This window comes from Methylomicrobium lacus LW14 (assembly GCF_000527095.1).
GTDB classification, from domain to species: Bacteria; Pseudomonadota; Gammaproteobacteria; order Methylococcales; family Methylomonadaceae; genus Methylomicrobium; species Methylomicrobium lacus.
On the sequence record NZ_AZUN01000001.1, the window covers coordinates 2,944,698 to 2,968,691 of the forward strand.

Consider the following 23,994-nt stretch of genomic DNA (forward strand, 5'->3'; position numbering starts at 1 on the left):
ACGACGCATCGACCTTATAGGCACAAAATAGGACTGATTGGATAAAATAGATATGCCCGGAGAGGATATTCATCGCACCCGAAACAACGCGGAAAGAGACCGGAACGATCGACTGGTTCGCCAAGCCCGGCAAACCTTCGGGAGAGGAATTTAAAAGAACTGTCACAACCGCACGAGAGCCCCAAGAAACGCCTTGGGGACTCTCGGCGCTGTCCACTACGAAGTCTGCTCTACTGGGCGCAATTCCAACGGCGTGCAGCGGTTATAAAAAAACCAGGTCTTCACGTGCAAGTGTTTGCGGATCGGGGTCTTGATCACCGAAACGCAGAGCGCGATCGAAAACAGGCACCAAACCGCGGCGTATTCGTTCGGATCGGAGGTGGTGACGTCCGAAATCCACGGCCCGATCAGGTAATGGAAGCCGACGAAGCGCCAGGATCCGTACAAGGTCGGCAGGCAGAACGAGACCAGGATATAGGTCAGCGCATGTAAACCCCAATCGAAACCGAACAGCCATTCCTGCGGACCGGACAGCAGGCCGTTCAACGGCATTTGCCAAGCGATGTGCCAATCGCCGGAGACCGAACAGACGCCGGTACCGCAAAAGCCTTCGGTGCCGATCACGCAATGCCCGGCCCAATCGAACGGATACATCTTGACCAGCATCGTCAGCGAGCCGATCGCGCAAATCGTATAGACGGTCGTGCGGATTTTCAGTTTGACGCTTTCCGGGATGAAGTACATCGCGACCATGTTCACGAAAAACGGCTGGAACGCGACGTGAATATAGCCAAACATCGTCAGAATCTGATTTTTCGGATTGCCGCACAGATCGATATAGACATAGGTCCCGGCCTGCAACAATTCCATCAACGCAAAATAAGTCAACGGAATCCACAACTCCTTCGATTCCCCCTTGTAAGCGACATAAGCCGCGGTACTAAGTCCTGCGGCCGCCAGGACGCCTGACGCTTCACCACTCCAACACATAATGAACCTTCTTATAATAATTATTGAAAAAGCTGTTAAGCCGAGGAGGCTTTGATCGGATCAACGCGTCCTTCGGGCGCTTATTCTATTACAGGGGGGCGAACGGAAAAAGCGTCGGCGCAACCGAAATGCGCCGACGTTCGAAAAACATCAGGATGGCAGGGCTTCGCTGTCGATGTAAATCTCAACCGGCGTTGCCGGTTCGATCGTGGCGACCGGCAAATCCGCACCTTCGCGCCACTGTTTGACCGGCTCTTGTTTGTTTTTACCGGTGATCAAAAAAATCAATCGGCGGGTGTCGCTCAATGCCTTGGCGCTGACCGAAACGCGCTCGGGCGGCGGCTTCGGCGAATTGTAAACCGGATGCGTCAGCTCATCGGGGTTGTGCACATGTCCGGGGAACAGGCTGGCGGTATGCCCGTCTTCGCCCATGCCGAGCAGCACCATGTCGAAAGGCAGCGCATCGGCGACCGTTTGGCGGTATTGCAGGGCGCCCTCTTCAGGACCGAGTTCGGCCGGAAGCGTGAAGATTTGTGCAGACGGAATCGGCACCTGCGCGAGCAATGTCTGCGTCGCTATCATGCTGTTGCGGTCCGCATGATCGGCCGGCAGGCAGCGTTCATCGCCATAATAGATATACCATTTCGACCAGTCGGTTTCCGCCTTGCTGAGCAAACGATAGACTTTTTCCGGCGTGGTGCCTCCCGCCAATACCAGTTTGAAGCGGCCGCGCTCGGCGATGGCCGCTTCGGCCGCAGTCAAGATTTGTGCACAAGCGGCTTCGGCCACCTGATCGGCGGTCGCGAACGTCCGCCAGTTGGCGTTTTTTTGCATTTATTTACACTCCGGGGTTAATGAACTGCGCCAGAATTGGCTGTCTTTATCGAACAGGCGGCTGTCTTCCGGTCCCCACGAACCGGCAGCATAGGTCGCGATATAGTCGCGCTCGACCGCCCAGGTTTGCAGGATCGGATCGACGATGCGCCAGGCGTGCTCGACCTCGTCGAAGCGCAGGAACAGCGAACGGTCGCCCTTCAGCACATCGAGCAGCAGGTCTTCATAAGCGTCGATCGCCTTTTCGTCATGATTGCGGAAACTCGCATCCAGCGTGGTCGAGCGGGTGTCCATTTCGAGGCCCGGCTCCTTCACGGTCATTTCGATCTTGATGCATTCGTCGGGCTGAATGCCGAGCAGCACCCAGTTAGGGCTCATGCAGTTCACGTTGGTGCCGCGGAAAAATTGCAGCGGCGGATGACGGAAGCAGATCGAGATGGTCGACTGCGCCTTCGCCATGCGTTTGCCGGTGCGCATATAGAACGGCACGCCGCGCCAGCGCCAGTTGTCAATGTAAAGCTTCATCGAGGCATAGGTTTCGGTCACGCTGTCCGCCGGGATGCTGTCTTCCTGCAAGTAGCCTTTGACCTTCTCGCCTTTGGCCGTGCCGGCCGCGTACTGGCCGCGGTGGGCATGCGCGTGCACCGCTTCTTTCGGAATCGGGCGGATCGATTTCAATACCTTGACCTTTTCATCGCGCAGCGCCTCGGCCTCCATCGACACCGGCGGCTCCATCGCGACCAGGGTCAAAAGTTGCAGCAGATGGCTTTGCAGCATGTCGCGCAGAGCGCCGGCGCCGTTATAGTAGTCGCCGCGGCTGTCGATGCCGATTTCTTCCGAATGGGTGATCTGGATATGATCGATGTAGTTGCGGTTCCACAAGGGTTCCAGCATCACGTTCGCGAAGCGGAACACCAGCACGTTTTGCACCATGCCCTTGCCGAGATAGTGATCGATCCGATAAATCTGCTCCTCGGTCAGATAATGGCTGATGCGTTTTTGCAGGGCCTGCGCGCTGTCCAGATCATAGCCGAACGGTTTTTCGATGATCACACGCCGCCAGCCCAGTTCTTCGTCAAACAAATGGTTATGACTCAATTGTTCGAGCACGGTGCCGAAATCGGACGGGCTGATCGACAGATAAAACGCGATGTTCCGCGAAAATGCTTGTTTGCCGTTCAAAAGTTCGGCCAATGCCTTGTAGTCTTCGGGCTTCTGGATGTCCGCCTGATGATAGTAAAGGCGCTGACTGAAACTCTGGAAGACCGCCTCGTCGAAATCGGCCTTGACCTTGCTCTGGATCATTTCCCTGACTTCGGCCAGCCATTTCTGCTGGTCCCAGGGCCGGCGGCCGACCGCGACAATGCGGGTGCCTTCGGGCAATTGTTTCGCAACATCGAGATGATAGAGCGCCGGCATCAGCTTGATTCGGGAGAGGTTGCCGGTGGCGCCAAAGATTACGTAGGTACAGGGTTCGGCGTTCATGGGAAAGTCGATAAGGTTAAGGGCGCAAAGATTATGGTGTGTAGCCCGGATGAAACGCAGTGGAATCCGGGGAGGCCGGTGTTCCTCCACTCCCGGATTCCGCTACGCTGCATCCGGGCTACGTCACGCACCGCCGAAGCGGCGCAACTTGCGTTCCCGCGCAGGAGCGCGGGAACGCTTGCGGTTTTATGCGTTGTAAGTAGACGAAGCGACCTTGCCGCCTTGTCCGGTCCAGTCGGTATGGAAGAACTGGCCGCGCGGCTGGTCGATCCGCTCATAGGTATGTGCGCCGAAATAGTCGCGCTGCGCCTGCAACAGATTGGCCGGCAGTCTTTCGGTCCGGTAGCCGTCGAAGTAAGCCAAGGCAGACGAGAACGCCGGGGTCGGGATTCCGAGCTCGATACCCAGAATGACCGCCTTGCGCCAGCCGGCTTCGGCCTTCTTCATTTCGGCGGTGAAGAAATCGTCGAGCAACAGGTTTTCGAGATCCGGATTTTTGTTGTAGGCCTGTTTGATGTCGTTCAAGAACTGACTGCGGATGATGCAGCCGCCGCGCCACATCAGCGCGATTTCGCCATAATTCAGCGCCAGTTTGTATTCTTTTGCCGCTTCCCGCATCAACCGGAAACCTTGCGCATAGGAAATGATCTTGGCCGCATACAAGGCGTCGCGGACCGCATCGATCATCGCCTTCCTGTCGCCGCTGAATGCGCCCTGCTGTTTCGGCAGAACCTTCGCGGCCTTGACGCGTTCGTCCTTTTGCGCGGACAGGCAGCGTGCGAAGACCGACTCGCCGATCAGCGTCAACGGAATGCCGAGATCCAGCGCATTGATGCCGGTCCATTTGCCGGTGCCTTTTTGGCCGGCGGTATCGAGGATTTTTTCGAGCAGCGGCTGGCCGTCTGCGTCCTTATAAGCCAGGATGTTCGCGGTGATTTCGATCAGGTATGAGCTCAGTTCGCCGCGGTTCCATTCGGCGAAAATTTCGTGCAATTCGTCGGCAGAAAGACCCAGGCCTTCGGACAGCAATTGATAGGCTTCGCAGATCAGCTGCATGTCGCCGTATTCGATGCCGTTGTGCACCATCTTGACATAGTGACCCGCGCCGTTGTCGCCGACCCATTCGCAGCAGGGTTCGCCGCCGACCTTCGCGCTGATCGCCTGGAAAATCGGCTTGACCGCCGCCCAGGCCGCCTTGTTGCCGCCGGGCATAATCGAAGGTCCGTTGCGCGCGCCTTCCTCGCCGCCGGAAACCCCGGCGCCGATGAAATTGAGACCTAAGTCCGCAAGATATTGGGTGCGGCGGTTGGTGTCGGTAAACAACGAATTGCCGCCGTCGACGATGATGTCGCCCGGCGCCAACAGCGGCAGCAGTTTTTCGATATATTGATCGACCACGTCGCCGGCCTTGACCATTAACATCACGATGCGCGGCGTTTCGAGGCTGTCGACGAGTGCTTCGAGCGAATGCGTACCGACCACCTGTGTGCCCTTCGCGGGGCCTGCCAGAAATTCATCGACCGTGCTGGTGGTGCGGTTATAAACCGCGACCTTGAAGCCGTGGTCGTTCATGTTCAACACCAGGTTTTGGCCCATCACCGCGAGGCCGATCAATCCGATATTTGCTTTCATCAATGTGTTTTCCGTGAGTGTTAGGTTCAGCTAAAGTTTATCATAGCCGATAGCAAATGCGGTTAACAGACAGTTAACCGGGATGGCTTTGGTGCATCCTGACACGCGCGCGGATCATCGCAAAGATCACCACGACCAACAAAACGGCCAGCGAAGACTCCAGCAGCAAAAAGGCCCCGATCTTGAAATAGGCGAAGTGCGGATGCACGAAGCGGACCAGCCAGCCGCCCGCTTCATCGGCGATGGCAGAAACATAAGTCAGACCGCTGACCCAGATTTTGAGCCGCGTCGAAAAATCGGTCATCAGCATCAGATGGGTCAAGGTCACGACCAGCATGCCCATCGAAAACAGATGGAAATGCGAGACTTCGAGCATGCCCTCATAACTGCGCGGCGGCTTGAATTGCTCTTCGGAACCCAAGTAGTAGAGTTTGACCGATTCGGGAGTCAGATCCATCCGGTGAAAATACATCAGGCCGTTGCTGAGCCACAGCAGCACGATATAGCCCAGAAACATCAGCACCAGCGCATTGAGAAGGGATTTCCGGTGTTGTTCGCCGGTCACGAAATAACGCATGGCTATTGCTTTTGATCCTTGATCATGACCTGATACATCGCCATCACCTTGCGGACGCTGCTGAGGCCGGCACGCGTGCTCAACGTCGCGCCGCTGATGCCGTCCACGCCCTTGCTGAAATCCATGTCCGTGAGTGGACGTTTGTACAGTCGCTCGAACCAGCGCTCCGGTGGCATGTATTCGGGCGGCTCGTGAAAAGCGAGCGTATAGACATTGCGCAACTCGCCTTCAGGTGTCAGCACGATCATCAGCGTTTCCGGCTTGGTTCTGACCGTAATCGTTTCGATCGCGGCATAGCCCAAGATTTTGTCCTGCTCCTTGCCGACATAGAACGTGAACAGGCCCGATTCGAGTTTGACTTTTGCCAACTCCTGAATTTTAGCCGTCTGACTCTCGTCAGGGAAAAGCGATAACAATTCGACTTGCTTGTCTTTGCCAAATGCCAGTTCAAGCGCTTCGTTTTTACTGTAGAAAATTGTCGCGAAGCTCTGCGTTACCGCAGTCACCAGAAATAAAAAGAGAAGAAATCCTCCCCTTTGCCTGATTGCTTTCATTTAGACTCTCCAACATCAAGAAAACAAACCGCCAATATCCGAAAATCCGTGCGACAGGAAAATCGAATGCTGGCGGTTGGTATAAGCAACGCCCCAAGACCGCCGAACCACAAAACCGTGATTTCGGCGCCTTATGCGAAGACTTGCGGATTATCGGGCCAATACATGCAAATTCTCGCGGAGCGACAATGATTTCATATCATATCATACTGCAACAAGGCGAATGGCTCAGGCCTAGAAAATGAAGCCGAAGCCCAAATTGAAGTCGTCAGAAAGCGGTCCTTGTTTGGCGACACGATTCCGGTAATCGGCCTTGATCACGACATTCGGAATCGGTTTGTACTGTATGCCCGCCTGGTAAATTTGCCAGTCTTTGGTCGGGTCATCCGGAAAGCCGTTCGGCGCTTTGGCGATCGTATCCAGACGTTCATAACGGACGAATGGCGCGAGATATTGTGTTGTATCCTTGAACAACCAAGGCAAAACGTCATAGCCGGCTTCCGCATACCAGCCGAAACTCTCGGCGCCGATGATTTGTGCATTTTCTGGAGTTTGGTTCAATCGGGAATCCAGGCTCAACAGATCGGCATCACCGACATGCCCCCACGATCCCAATGTACGGAATTCAAACCCGCGGTATTTCCATTGCAAATGGCCTTCATACAATTGCGTAAAGACATCCGGGTGTTGACCTGCAAAGGTCTGATTCTGCCCGGACTTGCCAAAATAGGCGGAGCCGCCGACCATGACGCCCGGCACAGCCTTCGGCGTGTAGTCGAAACGGCCGACAAACCCGAAGTTTTCGGCTTTAGCCTGGCTGCCGCCGCCGCGGCCTTCACGAATACCGTCAGAACTGAAGCCGGACGCATCCAAGCCATTGACGGCGTAGGCTGTATAAGCCAGGTCGTCTGTGAGTTGACCGAACAATCCCAATCCCACTTCCCGCCAAGTTGAAGGGATAATCCTTTGCTCGACTTCTGGACGGTGGTTACCGAAGAAGAAAGGAGGTTCGTGAATCTGGTTGATGAAACCCATTGGCATCAGCACTAAGCCGGCGCGAACATTGGCCATTTTGTGTAAAAAGAAGTCCAACGCGGCAAATTCGACCGAGACTTCGCCCTTCTCTTCATCACCTTCACCGGTCGTGGCGTGTTCGAATTCCAGTTCACTATTGAAAAGGATGCGGTCGGTAAACTTGTAACCGGCATAAAGCACCATCCGTTCGAGATCGGCGTTGTCTTTGTTATCGCCTTTCTCGCCGACATTGGCCTGATAGATCGCTTCGCCGTAACCGCCGATCGACAAGCCCTTACCGACCTGATAGACCTTCGAGGCGGCCGGGCCCAGACCATAGGCGCTCTTGTACTTGGGTTCTTCCGGAATCACCAGATTGGTCCGCAGTTTTTCGACTTCCTGACTCAAAATATCGGTCTTACGCTCCAGCGTTTTGACGTTACCTTGCGGTGCCGGAGACTCCTGCTTCTTGGTCGCATCCGCCATCAAGGTCTTCATTTCATCGATCTGCTTTTGCTGCGCCTCGATGATTTTCCACATTTCTTCCATCGTTTGCGGTTTTTGCAGCGCCTCGGCCGGCGTATTCAACGCCGCCAGCACGGCTAAAGCACTTCCCCTCAACAAAATTTTTCGATCGATCATCATCACTACCCCCCAAAAATAAAATTTTTCTGGGATTATAGTGCAAACAATTTTGTAATTACAAATGATTATCATTTGTTATCAAATTTAAAGAATGGCTATCCCGCCATAAAACCTCCTATGGCTCGATCAGTCTTTGCGGAAAGGGGTTGGATTTTGGTGTATCGGCATGCGGGACTTTGGCCGATTCCGTCATACCTGCCGGAATAAAAGGCCTGGTGTAAAACGATGAGCGCTCCGCGTCTCATGACCCGGAGCGTCCTTGGCAGAGCTTCCACGCAAGACGTGGAAACCCTAAGAGGAAAGTATGCGTTGTGAAAGGCTCAAACTGTTTGTGTTTTCAAGGCCGCTCGATGCGAAAAACCTTGCCTCCGTAACTCGCGACCACGCCGTCGGCGCGAATTTCCTTGATTTCGACCGAATCCTTGGTCGTTTGGCCGGCCTTGTACTTGGTCATGTTCAACACGACGAAGCGATCCTCGGGCTTGTTGTCGTACATAAAGACATTGATCGTCATCTTCGGCGCGGAGCTGCGGAAATCATAGGGCAGTTCCTTGAATAGAGGAATTCCCTGCTTGGCTGCCGGCGCGTCATCTGCCTTGTTTGCCATTGCCGCCTTGGTCTTGGCTTCCGGTTCGGCATCTTCCTGTGCATCAAGACTGTCCGCGTTTTCCGCCAGCAGCAGACGTTGGGCACGTCTGGATTGGATTTTCTGCCTGAGTTGTTCCTGTGGGCTGATTGCGGCAGCAGGGCGCGCTTGAGCGGTCTGAACGGCGGGCGCCTTTTTATCTTCTTGAGCCGGCTTTGCCGCTTTCTGTGCCTCGGCCTGTTTTGCCGCGGCCAATTCTTCGATCGAAGGCGTTTTTGTGTTTGCCGCAGCCGCCGGTCTATCCGGCTCGGCCACCGACTCCATCATTTCCTCTTCGTCTTGTTCGACATCAGCCGCATCATCGCGTACTTCAACGGCAGCCGGCAGCGGCGGCTTTGGCGCGGCTTTTGCCTGCACCGGCTGCACGCCGGCCTGCGGTTTGGCCGGCGCCTCATCGGCATTTTTCAGATACCAGACCATCAAAGGCACGGCCAGCAGATTGACGGCCAGCAGCCCGCCGATCAGCACGGCGGTTTTCCGGCTTTTTTGCGGCGGCGGCATCAGCACTTGTTCGGTGACGGTTTCCGGCTGCTGGGCTTGCCGTTCCTGCTCCGACTTGCGTAAAGCATTGAGAATATAAGACATGGCGTTAATCGGTTAGATGGAGATGAGGCCTGTTCGACGCCTCGGTCAAATTATCGAGATAAAACAGAGTTTGGGCGCCCACCGCACCATCTTCGGCCAGGTGATGCTGGTGTTGGAATTTGATCACGCGCGCCTTCAGGTCCTGATCGAATGTTTGCGGCACGGGCACAGGCGGATTCAAGCCATCGAAAGCGGCCATTTGCTGACGAAGCCAGACGACTCTATCTGACCATTGCCCCGGAAAAATTGTTCGCGAATCCGCCCCCGGCGGCTCCCATAACAATAAATAATAGCCGTTCCAATGATTCAACACATCGGCCAGCGCAAAATCATGCTGCTCGCTTGCGATCAACACGGGGTTTCCTTGCTTGATGCCGGTCAACAGCGCATAGCGCTTTTCTTCGTTCAGGAGCACAAATTCCAGAATGGCCGGCCGCTTCATCGCCAGCACTTCCTTCCAGCTGGCCTTGCCGAGCTGGCATAAAACTCCGGCAGTCTTGACCGTTTCGCAATCGGCCGTCGCGACCGAAGGCGGCGTTTTTCCGAGCGCTTTGAATGCATTCGCGAAGCCCAATTGCAGCGTAGAACGCGGATCGGCCATCCATTCGGCAAATTGAAGCGGCTTGGGTTGCTGCAGTGGTTCGATCTTCGGCGCGGCCGCTACGGTTTCTGTCACGACCGGCGCGGGCTTTGCTACGACGGTTTCGACCTGGCGAGGTTCAATAAGCCGGCTCTTGACCGCCGCGAAACGATCCGGGGCGTAATAATAAGCGCCAAGCGCGATACCGCCGAGCAGCAAGCCCAGCGCCAAACCCAGTCTCGGCAGTTTTGTCTCGGCCGGCGCGAGTGTTTCCTGCGCGGCGGTGTTGACCATGGCGGGCGTCACCTGCGGGGCGTTGCCGGCGTAGGCGCCAAGCAGGGCGCGGTCGCACAGTATGTTGATGATTCTGGGAATGCCGGCCGACAGTTTATAAATCTTGCGGATCGCCCGGTCCTTGAATAGATCGGGATCGCCGCCGCAAACCCGCAGGCGGTGGCGGATATAGGCGCGGGTTTCGACAAACGACAACGGCAGCAAATGATAGCGCGCGGTAATCCTTTGATTGAGCTGCCTGAGATCCTGGCGTTTGAGCATCTGCTTCAATTCGGGCTGGCCGACCAGGATGATTTGCAGCAATTTGGTTTTGCTGGTTTCCAGATTGGTTAACAGGCGAATCTGTTCGAGCACTTCCAGGCTCAAGTTTTGCGCTTCGTCGAGCAGCAGCACGGTGCGCCGCCCGGCGGCATGTTTGGCGAGCAAATAATGATTCAACGCATCGACCAACTGTTTCAGCGTCTGTTGTTGTTTGTCATAGGCGATGCCCAGCTCGTCGCAGATCGTCGCCAACAGTTCGATCGCATTCAACTTCGGATTCAGGATCAGGGCGATGTCGATAGTGTCCGGCAACTCTTTCAACAGACAGTGGCACAAGGTCGTCTTGCCGGTGCCGACTTCGCCGGTCAACGCAACAAAGCCGCCGCCGACGGTAATGCCGTAAAGCAGATGCGCCAAGCCTTCCTGATGGCGGCGGCTCATATACATGAAATGCGGATCGGGGGCTATCGAAAACGGTAATTCCGCAAAATGAAAATACTGTTTGTACATAGCGGCGTTTCGGCAGGAAAAAGAGATCAGTCTCAGATTTTACCCTATACGCGGCCAAAGGCGTAAAAATCGGCGTCACGATTCGGCGCTGCCGCGCGTTTATTACGTTTATAATCTCGAAGCTTCCGGCCACAGCCGCCAACCCCCTTGTGATCATGCCTATCAACGAAACTCATCTGTACAGCAAACTGGCCTGGCGCCTGTTGCCGCCGCTCTACATCATCTATATCCTGGCCTATCTCGACCGCCTGTGCGTGGGTTTCGCCCAATTGCAGATGAAGGATGCGCTGCAGTTTAGCGATACGGTTTACGGCTTCGGCGCGGGCATCTTTTTTGTCGGCTACATGCTGTTCGAGATACCGAGCAATCTGATCCTCGAAAAAGTCGGCGCGAAACTGTGGCTGACCCGGATCATGATCACCTGGGGACTGATTTGCTGCGCGATGGTCACCATCGAAACGCCGCAAGGCTTTTATGTGCTGCGCTTTCTGCTCGGCCTCGCCGAAGCGGGCTCGTTTCCGGGCATGATCCTGTATTTCAGCTATTGGTTTCCGGCGCCGGTCAGGGCCAAGTACGGCGCCTTGTTGATCACCGCGACCGCGGCCTCCGGCGTGCTCGGCGCGCCGCTGGCAGGACTCTTGCTCGGCATGGACGGCGCCTTCGGGTTGCAGGGCTGGCAATGGCTGTTTCTGGCCGAGGGCGCGCCCTCGGTGCTGTTCGGTTTCATACTGTATTTCTGGCTGACCGATCGTCCCGCCAAGGCAACCTGGCTCAATGCGGAAGAGAAGGCCTGGCTCGAACGCACGCTGGCCGCCGAACAGCAGGCCGACTCGCACCATCACGCCGCCGATCTGGGCCAGGCGCTGCGCCACCCGAAGGTCTGGCTGCTGGCGCTGATCTATTTTGCGGTGGTGATCAATTATTACAGCATCAGCCTGTGGCTGCCGCAAATGATCAAAACCTGGTCAGGACTCGACAATGTACACACCGCGCTGCTGACCGGCCTGCCCTACCTCGCGACCGTGATCGTGATGGTGATCGTCGGCGCGCACTCGGACAAGACCCGCGAGCGGCGCTGGCACATCGTAATCTGCGCCTGGGTGGCCGCCGCGGCGTTCGCGCTGAGTCCTTATCTCGAATCGCCGGTCCTGGCGATAGGCGCGATCACGATCGCGGCGGCCGGCATCTGGAGCATCCTCGCGCCGTTCTGGACCCTGCCGCACACGCTGTTGAAAGAAGGTCCGGCCAAGGCCTCGGGCCTGGCGCTGATCAATGCGATCGGCAATCTGGGCGGCTTTGCGGGCCCCTCTATCGTGGCCTGGCTGAAGACCGCGACCGGCGATTTCAAGCTGGCGCTGCCGCTGCTCGCGGCAACGATGGCGGCGGGCGTATTACTGATTTTCGTTGCCGCGCCAGCCGAAGCGAGGAAGAAATCGGATGGGGCAAAAAAGCGTAAGCGGCTTGGATTCAATAGCTAATCGATACTATTGCGTTGGATTCATAGACTTGTTTTTCCTTTTTTGACATTTGCCCACCGCTCGATACAATGTTATAGATATTAAAATCATGATTTTGGTGGAGAGTTTCACCCTTGCTGGCGCCGAGCCCGTCTCCGCCAAATGAGGAAATGACCGCTTTTATCGCCGAAAATCAATAGCCTGGAGCCTTGTTCCGGGCGATCCTTAAACACTTTAATGTCATGGAAGACCGACATTATCACCCCAATCTCATACGAACACATGGCAAATCAGCACTGGAAAATTCAGCCTAACGAAGTTTTGACCGCCGGCCCCGTGATACCGGTCATGGTCATCAAAAATCTTGACGACGCGGTGCCATTGGCGACAGCCTTGGTCGCGGGCGGCATCCGCGTGCTGGAAATTACCTTGCGCACACCGGTCGCGCTGGAGGCGATCAACAGGATCAGCCGGGAAGTCGAAGGCGCGATCGTCGGCGCCGGCACGATAGCGAACCCTCAGCAATTACAAGCCGCGGCGGACGCCGGCGCGGTGTTCGCGATCAGCCCCGGCATCACCGCCTCGTTGCTGAATGCGGCGGTGAAAGGCAACATCGCGCTGATTCCCGGCATTGCGACCCTGTCCGAACTGATGCTCGGCATGGAATACGGCCTGGATCATTTCAAGTTTTTCCCGGCCGAAGCCGCGGGCGGCATTCCGATGCTGAAATCGATTGCGGGCCCTTTTCCGCAGGCGACCTTTTGCCCGACCGGCGGCATCTCGCCCGAAAATTATCAGGCCTACCTCAAATTACCCAATGTCGCCTGCGTCGGCGGTTCATGGCTCGCCCCCCAGGATGCGCTGAATGCGAAAGACTGGGCGAAAGTCACCGAACTGGCGAGACAGGCGATTGTTAACGCCAATCCCGATTAATTGCTTTCGAAAACGACACTAAGTAAGACACGCCGCATCGGCGCCACAACCGAGATTGACCATCATGAACAAGCCCAGCGCTATCGTCCTATCCACTCCCGAATCCGAGCCACTGTGTACATTGCCGGTGTTGTCCGGCACCATGGGACCCGACGTGCTGGACGTCCAGTCCCTGTACAAACAGGGCGGCATGTTCACCTACGATCCTGGCTTTACCTCGACCGCCAGTTGCCGTTCCGCGATTACCTACATCGACGGCGAAGCGGGCATCCTGCTGTACCGCGGCTACCCGATCGAGCAATTGGCCACGCAATGCACCTTCCTGGAAGTGTGCTATCTGTTGCTGGAAGGCGAACTGCCGGACTACGATCAATTGCAGCAGTTCGAGCGCAATATCACGATGCACACGATGGTGCATGATCAGTTGACCAACTTTTTCAAGGGTTTCCGCCGCGATGCGCACCCGATGGCGATCATGGTCGGCGTCGTCGGCGCGTTGTCCGCGTTTTATCACGACGCCTTGGATATTCGCTCGAAAAGCGACCGTGAAATAAGCGCAATCCGGCTTTTGGCGAAGGTGCCGACGATCGTGGCGATGTGCCACAAATACAGTACCGGCTCGCCGTTTATGTATCCGCAAAACAAACTCAGTTATGTCGAAAACTTCATGCGCATGATGCTGTCGACCCCGTGCGATGAATTCGTGCCGAATCCGGTATTGGTCAGGGCGCTCGACCGGATTCTGATCCTGCATGCCGACCACGAACAAAACGCCTCGACCTCGACGGTCCGCCTGGCCGGCTCCAGCGGCGCGAACCCGTTCGCCTGCATCACCGCCGGCATCGCCTGTCTGTGGGGCGCGGCGCACGGCGGCGCGAACGAAGCAGTGCTTAACATGCTGCAGGAAATCAAGGATATTTCCCGTATCGGCCTTTATATCAACAAGGCGAAAGACAAAAACGATCCGTTCCGGCTGATGGGATTCGGCCACCGCGTCTATAAAAATCACGATCCGCGCGCCAAACTGATGCGCGAGACCTGCCATGAAGTCCTGAACGAACTGGGATTGCAGGACGATCCTTTGTTCAAGCTGGCGATCGAACTGGAACGCATCGCGCTCGAAGACGAGTATTTCATCCAGAAAAAACTGTACCCGAACGTCGATTTTTATTCCGGCATCGTGCTGCATGCACTCGGCATTCCGAGCAAGATGTTTACCGCGATCTTTGCGATGGGCCGCACGGTCGGCTGGATTTCGCATTGGGACGAAATGATTGCCGATCCCGAGCAAAAAATCGGCCGGCCGAGACAGCTTTACACCGGCGCCACCCGCCGCGATGTGCCGGCGCGGCATGGCAAAGCCGTTTAACGTCATAAAGACCAGCCGGATAAGAAAACCCGGCAGGTCTCCTGAGCAATACTGGAGTACTCGGCATGCCCGCTCTGCCTGATGTGATCGGCTATGCAGCCGCGCTATTGACGACCGCTTCGTTCCTGCCGCAGGCAATTCTGACGATCCGGACCCGCGATACCGCCGCGCTCTCGCTGTCGATGTACGGCATCTTTACGCTCGGCGTGTCGCTTTGGCTGATCTATGGCCTTTTTCTGCACAATCTGGCGATCATCGCGGCGAATGCGGTCACCCTGCTGCTGTCCGCCTCGATCCTGTACGTCAAAATTTATAATTCACTGACCCGCCGGGAATGCCCGCACACGCCGGAAGAGCACTGAAAAGTCCTCCCGAAAGGCCGCGGCGGTAAACGGAAAAACTGAGTTTTCTTACCCGAAACCTTGGCGTCTGCCCTGCGCCGCCAATTGCATTTTCCTTATAAATCAAATAGACTGCGTTTCATTTCAAGCATCGGCGCCTTCTCCATTCCGAGGGATTTTTCGCGCGACTCATCCCCAATCTGGCAACCATGAACATCAATAGACTAAACAAACCACACAATGCCGGCGGCATCGGCGGCATCATCAACAGCATTCAGACTCTGTTTATTGCCGGCCTGAGAGTATGGACCATTCCGATTGTGCTGATGCTGAGTATGGCGACAGGTTTTACCACCTTTTACGGCTTGTCGCATTTCATCGTCTCCTGGATTGCGCTGATCATCACGGTTGCGATCCAGTCGATCATCGTGATCAGCTCGCTGGAAATCGCCGGCATCCACTGGAAAGCGAATAAATTTCGCTTCTTCAGCGTGCTCGTGTCCTTGCTGGTCGCGGTTTCGGCCTCGATCACCTTCTCTTATTTCAAGTTCTATGAAATTTCGCAGAAAGAAACGATTCAAATCGACCGGCTGAACAAAATCCGCTCCGATGTGAACGTCTATCTGAAGAACGTCGCCGATACCAAAACCCGAGTTTTGAAACAGCAGCAGGAAGAACTCGACAAGGCTTCGTCGAATGTCACCCAGGCCTATTTCGGCACCCATCCGGATGCGCCGCAAACGCAGAAAAACATGGTCGGCCAGGGGCCGTTTTTCCGTTATCAAAAAGAAGTTTTCGAGACCAAAAAAAAGGAAGCCGCGCAGGTCGTGCAAAACTTCGAGAAACTGAATCAGGATATCCGCGTGCTGCAAAACGGCCTGACCGAGTGGAACATCAAGGCGCCCGATACGGAAGACCGTTATCGGAAAATCGTTTCCAGTTTGCAGGAGGTCTCGATCAAATTCAACCAGATGGCGACCAATAACGGTGTAATTGCGCCGAACATGCCGGTTCTGATGACTTACTCCGAAGTGGTCCAGGGCATCACGCCGTCGTTTGCGATGTGGCAGGACTTTTCACTGTTTGCTTTCCTGTGCGCATCGATGGCGGATTTTTTTACCGTGTTTTTGTCCTACCGCCTGGAATTCACCGCGCCGGGCCCCTTGAGCGAGCGCGAACAGGAACTGGTGTTCGAATGCCTGCGCCAGTTTACCGAGTTTAGAATCAACGAAAACGACGAACTCGAGATGGTGATCGAAAAATCCGAAATCGAAAAAGCCCGGCGTTATTCGGACTGGTCGCGGATGTTTGCGGTCGGCTTCTTGTTGAGCCGCGGCTTCTTGCGCAAGATCGATTCCAAATCGGTCGAGTTTGCGCCGAATCTGTATCCCTTGATCGCCGAGCGGATGAGCGCCCAACTGCGCGCGCTGAAGTCGCAACAGGCCTTACCGGCGGCGAGCCAACAAGTCGCGCTGGAGGTGTCCGATGACGAATAAACAAGCCCTGCTCGACGCCTGGCTGGCCGGCCTCGCCCCGCAAACATTCCCTGACGAGTTTGAAGACGAAATCTGGGACCCCGGCTTCGACGGCGAGAGCCGCGTCGTCCTGTCCAAGCTCGGTCCTTATTACAAGCTGTTCGCCTATCCAGCGAAATTTTTTCCGCGCTTCTACCATCAGGTCTATCTGCTGCCGGTTGCCGAATGGCCGATCAAGGTCTCCACCAGCCTGTACGGGGGGCTTTGCACGATCGAAGCCCAGTTGACGATCCATTTCCAGGCGACATTCACCTATGCCGAACGCAACCTGGATACACTCTCGAACATCAACGCGCATATCAAAACCGGCTATGACGGCCTGATCAAGACCACCGTCGACGCCGAACTCAGAAACCTGCGCAACGGCAACTGGATAGAATCCGGATTGACCGCGACCGAAAGACAGATCGAACGCACGATCAATGAAGCGCTGGCCGTCAAACACATCAAGTGCCGCGCGATTTGCTCGCTGACCCCCGCCTTCGCCGACATAGAAGACAGCCAGGGTCTCGACGGACGCTTCACACAGGAGGCCGTTTATCTGAGCATCCTCGAAAAAAATTTCGAGTTTCGTGAAAAACAGGCGCGCGAGAAGACCCGTCAGGAACAAATGCTCGAAAAAGAGCGTCTCGAGCACCTGCATCAACTGAATGTCTTGCAGCAGCAAAAACTGGCCCTGGAAAACGAAAACCAACACCTATTGCTGGCCACCCAGGAAAAACAAAACGCCGATCAGTTTGCGATCGAGGCCAAGCTGCATGAAGAAAAGATCAACCACGAAAAGCATCTGCAAAGCATCGAGCAGGCCGCCGCGCTGAAATATGAAATCGAGCAGCAGGCGCGCCAGCAAGAGCTGGAACTGCAATTACACGCCAAAAAGCTCGAACACGAAGCGATCTTGAAAGAAAGGGAACTGCAGTCCGAATACAAGGCGCAGGAAATATTGCAGCACGAACAACAAAAATACGAGGAGCAACTCGAAGCCGAACGCATCGAGCATCAAACCCGCCTGAAGGAAATGCAGTTGCAGGCCGAAATCAAGGAACTGGAACTGCGCGTCGAAGTGACCAAAAACAAGGACGCCTACCTGCACCGGCAAATCGAATGGCTGGTGCTGGACAAACAACGCGCGGAATTGTCGCGAGCGATCAAGGAAGCCGAGCACGACATCGACGCGGTGAATCGTTTGTCGCTGCAGCAGTCACAGTCGCAGTAAAAAAGTTAAAGAAAGAGGGCCATATCCAGTAAAAACTGGCTGATGGCCCCGATATTGTCCCGCTTAGCGAAACCATCGGCCATGCGCTACTCGTTGCATTGTTGTTTAAAAGCTTAAGCGTTGTTGCACCGATGCACCTGATGCGTATCGAAACACGACTCTAGTCTTATAAAGTTATGTTTTTCAATACTTGTTGATAAGGCAGACCCTGACTTGAACAATCTAACACTCTTGCTAATTCGTATGCGTCAACTCTCCTTTTCGCCGATTTCTTACCGCCTGTTGTAAATTCGCTTCGACCCCACTGATTTGTTGCGCTGTCATCATTTCGTAACATTTCCGTCATTTTTCTGTCATCTGAATTCCCTATCCTTGCCGCAGTTTCTATCATCACTGTGAGCAACGCATGAACTTTTCCAAACTGACCTTGGCCATGGCAACTGTCCTTGGCGCCGGAGCGTCTTCATCTGCTTTTGCGATCGATCTATACGTCGATATCAAAACCAAACAGATTTATGCCGAACCCGGTCCGCACCGGCAAAAAATGGGCTCGTTCGAAAGAGTCGAAGATGCACCCGCGAAAACCTCCGAGCAAACGAGCAACGCTGGCGAAATCGCAGCAATTCGCGAAGAGTTGGCATTAAAAGACAACCAAATCAAGGCGCTTGAAGAGCATGCCCAAGAAGCTACAGCGCCTGACTCGGTAAAAGTCAAACTCGACGACGGAATACATTTTGCAACCAGAGACGGCAATTTTACAGCCGGCATTAACGGACGCATGCAGGTGGATTCGCAGACCAATCTCAACAACCAAGTCGCCCCTGCTACCGGATCGGCTTTGCCTAATGAATTGAATGATGGCGTAGGTATTCGTCGCGCGCGTCTGGGCATTGAAGGGACTTTTTTCAAAAACACCGATTACAAATTTGAGTATGACTTTACTCGAGGCAACGGCACGACTGGCGCCGGGGTTACCGATGCATTCATCCGTTATAATTTTTCCAAGCCGTTTTCAGTTAAATTCGGTGCCTTTAAAGAGCCGTTCAGTTTAGAAGAAGCCACCAGTAACCGTTACATTACGTTCATTGAGCGTAACATGATAACCAACACCTTCATCGACAACCTCAATACTTACAAAGTAGGTATCGGTGCCAACTATTCAGCCGATCGCTGGCAGGCTGCTACATCCCTCCAAACCGAACCTGTTGGGGCCAACGGAGCGAGTAACAGCTCAATCAATACAAACGGAGGCAGCAATCGCAATAACGGCAGTGGCGATACCAATTGGGAAGTCAACGCGCGGGTGAGTGGTCTGCCCTGGATGGAAAGCAAAACCAAATTCTGGCATGTGGGTACTTCGGGATCCTATATCAGTGTCAATAACAATTATAAGGCTGATCAAACATTTAGTAATGGTGGTATTTCGTTCGCCAACGGCCTTGATACCAACGTAGACCGTACCAATATTTTAAATACGGGACAGTTGACTTCAGGTGCCCTGGGGGCAGCAAATTCGCGTCAAGTTGATCATTTTACCCGTTTTGGCGCAGAAACTGCTCTGGTTTACGGACCCTTTTCTGTACAAGGCGAGTATATTGCCACGAACCTTTCAGGCAAAGGCTATGACGGTGACACCCTGGATGGTTACTACGCCTATATGACCTATTTCTTAACCGGTGAGTCGCGCGCTTACAAAGCCAAAACCGGCGCCTGGGATCGGATAAAGCCTAATCACAACTTTGATATGAAAGGCGGTTGGGGCGCCTGGGAACTTGCCACAGGCTTCGATTCAATCGATCTGGAAAGCGGCCCGATTCATGGTGGTAAAGCCCAAACCGCCAAGTTTGGCATCAACTGGTATCCTAATTCGCATGTCCGTGTGATGGCCAACTATATTCATGCGCTGGATATTAATACCGGTGACGTAGCAGATACACGTAGTTTAGCCTTCAATAATGCGGATTTGGATATTCTTGAAACGCGTGTCCAACTTGATTGGTAACGGCTATATCAGGCTCGTTAGGTTAGGTTTTATCCCCCAGCCAAACCGACGAACCTAAAGTAGGTGATAGACAAGCAAAAGCCGCACTGTTTTATGACAGTGCGGCTTTTTTTATGGGGAGACGCAAAGGCTGGCTAAATGGGGCCGCGGAAAAAGCCGCTTTTCAACGTGAACGCCGGGTATCGAAAGGACGCCGAACAGGCGTCTTAGGCAGGACAACATCATCTACGATAATTCCGCCGGCGCTTCCCAGTCGAATGCCGGAAGGCTGTGCAGCGTGGCGCAAAGCCCTTCGTTCCAGCGCTGCTGCAATCGCGTCAGATACGGATCGTTAGCGGCTAGTTTCAGATGATGGCTGATCTTCATGTCGTCGCGCCGATAGATCGCCACCTCGAACGGCGGACCGACCGCGGCATTCGAACGCGAGGTGGCATCGAGCGACACCAACAATAGCCGCGCGCCTTCCTCCAGGCCGGTCAACGCGCCGACCGCGCGGTCCAGAACCGGTTTGCCGTATTTGGTTTCACCGATCTGCAAATACGGCGTCTCGGGCGTCGCCTCGAAATAGTTGCCTTGCGGATAAATCAGCAGCAAACCCGGATTCTGCCCCTGAATCTGCCCGCCCAGAATCAACGTGGTCTCGACGCTGACGCCGGACGACTGCAAGGCCGGTCCGTGCTCGCGTTGCGTTTCCTGGCTGACTTTGCCGATATAGTCGGCCGCTTCGAATAAATAGCGGGCGCTCAACAAACTGCCTCTCTCCGAAGGATATTCCAGATCGCGCACGATACGGTTCAACACCCCCTGCGTGGTCGCCAGATTACCCGCCGACAACAGCACGAAGAAGCGGTCCGGCGCCGGCGTAAAGATATGCAGCTTGCTGAACGAAGTCACATAATCGACGCCGGCGTTCGTGCGCGAATCGGACGCGAACACCAAACCGTCGTTAAGTAACAAGCCCACACAATACGTCATTGCAATCCCCTCGATAATCCTGAAATCAAACAGCACCATTTTAGAAGATGGCTTGGTTTAAAGCGATCTTTTTCCTGTCATGATGATTTCTGATCCGCACGCGAACTGCCGCTTTGTATTGGTGCAATTATTGCTTGGTAATTTTGTACAACGGCAAGACGCACGCCGATACCGCTGCCGGCTCTTGCCTTTCAACATGCCCTATTGCCGAGTACGCCGATGTCTGTCAAGATTGCGATCCATCACCTGACCGTTTACGAATACGACCGCCCGATCACGCTGTCGCCGCATCTGGTCCGCCTGCGCCCGGCGCCGCATACGCGCACGCCGGTGCATCATTATTCGTTGAAAGTCGAACCCGCCAAGCATTTCGTAAACTGGCAGCAGGATCCTTTCGGCAATTATGTCGCTCGCTACGTGTTTCCCGAAACCACGCAAAAACTGTCGGTCGAAGTCGATCTGGTCGCCGAACTCGTCACTGTCAATCCCTTCGATTTTTTCATCGAGGAATACGCCGACAGCTTTCCATTCAAGTACGAAGACCAGCTGGCCAAAGAACTGGCGCCCTACTTCGAACTCAAGGAATCTGGGCCTCTGTTGAAAAAATGGCTGCAAGCGGTACCGAAGCGGCCGGACCATACGGTCAACTTCATCGTCGCGCTGAACAGCCGCCTGCAACAGGACATCGGCTACACCCTGCGGATGGAACCCGGCATCCAGGCCTGCGAGAAAACGCTCGCGCTCGGCACCGGCTCCTGCCGCGACAGCGCCTGGCTTTTGGTGCAGATCATGCGCCATCTGGGACTGGCCGCGCGCTTCGTGTCGGGCTATCTGGTGCAGTTGACAGCAGACCAGAAGAGCCTGGACGGCCCTTCGGGGCCGGAACAGGATTTCACCGATCTGCATGCCTGGACCGAGGTGTATCTGCCCGGCGCGGGCTGGATCGGCATCGATCCGACCTCCGGCCTGTTCGCCGGCGAAGGCCATATTCCTTTGTCCTGCACGCCCGATCCAGTCAGCGCGGCGCCTATCACCGGCGCGGTCGGCAAATGCGAGGTGACCTTTCATTTCGAAAACCGGGTGACCCGCATCCAGGAAGACCCGCACGTAACCAAGCCCTACAGCGCCGAACAATGGACGCAAATTCAGCAACTGGGAAGCGAAGTCGATGCACGGCTAAAGCTCGGCGATGTGCGCCTGACCCAGGGCGGCGAACCGACCTTCGTTTCGATCGACGACATGGACTCGCCGCAATGGAACACCGAAGCGCTCGGCGAACACAAGCGCGAACGCGCCGAGGATCTGCTGCGCCGCCTCTATCACCGCTGGGCCGAGGGCGGCGTGCTGCATCACGGCCAGGGCAAATGGTATCCGGGCGAGCAACTGCCGCGCTGGGCGCTGGGCGTGTTCTGGCGTGCGGACGGCGTGCCGGTGTGGCGCAATCCTGCCCTGCTCGCTTCCTATCACGATCGCCTGCACAGCCAAGGCAATGTATCGGGGCGTTTTATCAAGCGCCTCGCCGGCTTCCTCGGCGTTCCGGGTCACTTTGCGGTGCCGGGCTTCGAGGACGGCATCTACTATCTCTGGAAGGAAGGCAACCTGCCAGCCAATGTGGACGCGCTGTGTTCGCAGCTTCGTGACCCGATCGAGCGCGCGCGCCTCCGGAAGATATTCCAGCAAGGCTTGGGCACGGATTATGTGGTGGGCTACGCACTGCCGATCGCCTGGGATTACGGTACAGACGGCTGGCGCTCCTCGCGCTGGAATTTCCGCCGCGAACACATGTTCCTGTTGCCCGGCGATTCGCCGATGGGTTACCGGCTGCCGCTGGACAGTTTAGAGTGGGAACCGGAAGACTTGCGCCAGCAATTGATCCCCATCGACCCTTTCGCACCAAAGTCTCCGCTGCCCGCCGAGCACAGTGAATTACAGAGCCGTTATACGCACATCTCTGGTGCAAACGCGCCAGATCAGGGCATCAGCGCGCAAGTTTTTGCCGATGCGCGCGATCAAGAGGGGGAGAGCCAGCTGGTCCGCACCGCGCTCTGCGTCGAAATGCGCGACAACCGACTGCATGTGTTTCTGCCGCCGCTGACCGACCTGACACACTGGCTGCGCCTGATCGCCGCGATCGAAAACACCGCCGCCGACCTGAACATCCAGATCCTGCTGGAAGGCTACGAACCGCCGCGCGACGAACGCCTGAAGCGCTTCAACATCACCCCGGACCCCGGCGTGATCGAGGTGAACGTGCCGCCATCGGCCGATTGGGCTGAATTGTCCGCACTGACCGAGAGCCTGTACGAGGAAGCGCGGCTCACGCGCCTCGGCGCCGAAAAGTTCATGCTCGACGGCCGCCATACCGGCACCGGCGGCGGCAATCATGTAACCCTGGGCGGCCATACCGCCGCCGACTCGCCATTTTTGCGCCGGCCGCATCTGTTATCCAGCCTGCTGCGCTTTTGGCAGCATCATCCCGGCCTGTCGTACCTGTTTTCGGGACTATTCGTCGGCCCGACCTCGCAGGCGCCGCGCGTCGACGAGGCGCGCGACGATGCGCTGTACGAATTGTCGATCGCGCTCAAGCAGATTGCGCAACATTCCTCCCCTGCCCCCTGGCTGGTCGATCGAGCACTGCGCAACTTGTTGACCGACATGACCGGCAACACCCACCGCGCCGAATTCTGCATCGACAAGCTGTACTCGCCGGCCGGCCCGGCCGGACGTCTCGGCCTGGTCGAATTCCGGGCCTTCGAGATGCCGCCGCACCATCAAATGAGCCTGGTACAGATGTTGCTTCTTCGTTCATTAGTGGCGCGCTTTTGGGATCATCCGTACGAACTCGAACCGGTACGCTGGGGCACCGACCTGCACGACCGCTTTCTGCTGCCGCATTATGTCGCCAGCGACCTGAAGGATGTGACCGAAACGATGCAGCGCTGGGGCTTCGGCTTTGCGATGGACTGGCTGGCGCCGTTTTTGGAATTCAGGTTCCCGCATTATGGCAGGGCGCAAATCGGCGATGCGGAATTGGAGCTGCGTTTTGCGATCGAGCCTTGGCATGTGCTCGGCGAGGAAGTCACAGCGCAAGGCACCTCCCGTTTTGTCGACTCGTCGGTCGAACGCCTCGAAATCAAGGCCAGGGGCTTGACCGAAGGCCGCCATGTGGTGACCTGCAATGGCCGCAGGGTGCCGCTGCACCGCACCGCACGCCGCGACGAATGGGTCGCCGGTGTGCGCTACAAGGCCTGGAAACCGGCATCCGGCCTGCATCCGACGCTTCCGAGCCAGGCGCCGCTGGTGTTCGATTTGGTCGATACCTGGAACGGCCGCGCGCTCGGCGGCTGCACTTACCATGTTTCGCATCCGGCCGGACGCAATTATGAATCGTTTCCGGTCAACGCGAACGCAGCGGAAGCCCGGCGGCTGGCGCGGTTTTGGGCGCACGGGCATACGCCGGGGCCGATCGCGGTACCGGGCGAAGAGATCAACGACGAATGCCCTTATACCCTGGACTTAAGGACTTAATCACCCTGGACCGCCAGTCAACAGCGAGGAA

18 protein-coding genes are annotated in these 23,994 nt (G+C 55.8%); 8 read left to right on the forward strand and 10 right to left on the reverse strand.

The genetic code is table 11. The features are described from left to right. Positions 1–216: 216 nt before the first annotated feature. The 9 genes from METLA_RS0113555 to METLA_RS0113595 all read right to left on the reverse strand — a co-directional run bounded on the left by METLA_RS0113555 (position 217) and on the right by METLA_RS0113595 (position 10,607). On the reverse strand, positions 217–990 hold the full coding sequence (locus METLA_RS0113555; RefSeq protein WP_024299055.1) for a DUF5765 domain-containing protein: 774 nt from the start codon (positions 988–990) through the stop codon (positions 217–219). A 150-nt stretch (positions 991–1,140) separates the two neighbouring features. After that, a complete protein-coding gene (gene pgl, locus METLA_RS0113560; protein WP_024299056.1) occupies positions 1,141–1,824 on the reverse strand; it encodes a 6-phosphogluconolactonase in 684 nt (227 codons plus the stop codon). Beyond that, positions 1,825–3,309, reverse strand: coding sequence for a glucose-6-phosphate dehydrogenase (gene zwf / locus METLA_RS0113565; protein WP_024299057.1), 1,485 nt, complete (start codon positions 3,307–3,309; stop codon positions 1,825–1,827). Between the two features lie 186 nt (positions 3,310–3,495). Further along, positions 3,496–4,941, reverse strand: a complete 1,446-nt coding sequence (gene gnd, locus METLA_RS0113570; RefSeq protein WP_024299058.1) for a decarboxylating NADP(+)-dependent phosphogluconate dehydrogenase — start codon at positions 4,939–4,941, stop codon at positions 3,496–3,498. Between the two features lie 73 nt (positions 4,942–5,014). Next, positions 5,015–5,518 carry a hypothetical protein gene (locus METLA_RS0113575; protein WP_024299059.1) on the reverse strand — a complete coding sequence of 168 codons (504 nt, stop codon included), beginning with the start codon at positions 5,516–5,518 and terminating at the stop codon, positions 5,015–5,017. A 2-nt stretch (positions 5,519–5,520) separates the two neighbouring features. After that, on the reverse strand, positions 5,521–6,072 hold the full coding sequence (locus METLA_RS0113580) for an FMN-binding protein (RefSeq protein ID WP_024299060.1): 552 nt from the start codon (positions 6,070–6,072) through the stop codon (positions 5,521–5,523). 234 nt (positions 6,073–6,306) lie between these two features. After that, positions 6,307–7,728, reverse strand: a complete 1,422-nt coding sequence (locus tag METLA_RS0113585) for a hypothetical protein (protein WP_024299061.1) — start codon at positions 7,726–7,728, stop codon at positions 6,307–6,309. Positions 7,729–8,068: 340 nt separating this feature from the next. After that, positions 8,069–8,962, reverse strand: a complete 894-nt coding sequence (locus tag METLA_RS0113590; protein ID WP_024299062.1) for a general secretion pathway protein GspB — start codon at positions 8,960–8,962, stop codon at positions 8,069–8,071. A 4-nt stretch (positions 8,963–8,966) separates the two neighbouring features. Beyond that, positions 8,967–10,607, reverse strand: coding sequence for an ExeA family protein (locus tag METLA_RS0113595; RefSeq protein ID WP_024299063.1), 1,641 nt, complete (start codon positions 10,605–10,607; stop codon positions 8,967–8,969). Between the two features lie 155 nt (positions 10,608–10,762). On the opposite strand from METLA_RS0113595, the gene METLA_RS0113600 reads away from it, so the two are divergent. The 7 genes from METLA_RS0113600 to METLA_RS0113630 all read left to right on the forward strand — a co-directional run bounded on the left by METLA_RS0113600 (position 10,763) and on the right by METLA_RS0113630 (position 19,460). After that, on the forward strand, positions 10,763–12,085 hold the full coding sequence (locus METLA_RS0113600) for an MFS transporter (protein WP_051459780.1): 1,323 nt from the start codon (positions 10,763–10,765) through the stop codon (positions 12,083–12,085). A gap of 261 nt (positions 12,086–12,346) precedes the next feature. Then, entirely contained in the window at positions 12,347–12,997 is a 651-nt protein-coding gene (locus tag METLA_RS0113605; RefSeq protein WP_024299065.1) for a bifunctional 4-hydroxy-2-oxoglutarate aldolase/2-dehydro-3-deoxy-phosphogluconate aldolase, read from the forward strand. Positions 12,998–13,061: 64 nt separating this feature from the next. Next, positions 13,062–14,366, forward strand: coding sequence for a citrate synthase (gltA, locus tag METLA_RS0113610; RefSeq protein ID WP_024299066.1), 1,305 nt, complete (start codon positions 13,062–13,064; stop codon positions 14,364–14,366). 65 nt (positions 14,367–14,431) lie between these two features. After that, entirely contained in the window at positions 14,432–14,728 is a 297-nt protein-coding gene (locus tag METLA_RS0113615; protein ID WP_024299067.1) for a SemiSWEET family sugar transporter, read from the forward strand. 188 nt (positions 14,729–14,916) lie between these two features. After that, positions 14,917–16,203 (forward strand): hypothetical protein, encoded by a 1,287-nt coding sequence (locus METLA_RS0113620; protein ID WP_024299068.1) that lies wholly within the window; start codon positions 14,917–14,919, stop codon positions 16,201–16,203. Then, on the forward strand, positions 16,193–17,458 hold the full coding sequence (locus METLA_RS0113625) for a coiled-coil domain-containing protein (protein WP_024299069.1): 1,266 nt from the start codon (positions 16,193–16,195) through the stop codon (positions 17,456–17,458). The genes METLA_RS0113620 and METLA_RS0113625 overlap by 11 nt, the downstream gene beginning before the upstream one ends. A gap of 406 nt (positions 17,459–17,864) precedes the next feature. Beyond that, entirely contained in the window at positions 17,865–19,460 is a 1,596-nt protein-coding gene (locus METLA_RS0113630) for an OprO/OprP family phosphate-selective porin (RefSeq protein ID WP_024299070.1), read from the forward strand. 225 nt (positions 19,461–19,685) lie between these two features. Here the strand turns inward: METLA_RS0113630 and METLA_RS0113635 are convergent, their stop codons facing one another. Then, positions 19,686–20,435, reverse strand: a complete 750-nt coding sequence (locus tag METLA_RS0113635; RefSeq protein WP_024299071.1) for a proteasome-type protease — start codon at positions 20,433–20,435, stop codon at positions 19,686–19,688. A gap of 219 nt (positions 20,436–20,654) precedes the next feature. Between METLA_RS0113635 and METLA_RS0113640 the strand changes: the two genes are divergently transcribed. Continuing rightward, positions 20,655–23,963, forward strand: coding sequence for a transglutaminase family protein (locus METLA_RS0113640; protein ID WP_024299072.1), 3,309 nt, complete (start codon positions 20,655–20,657; stop codon positions 23,961–23,963). Positions 23,964–23,994: the final 31 nt, after the last annotated feature.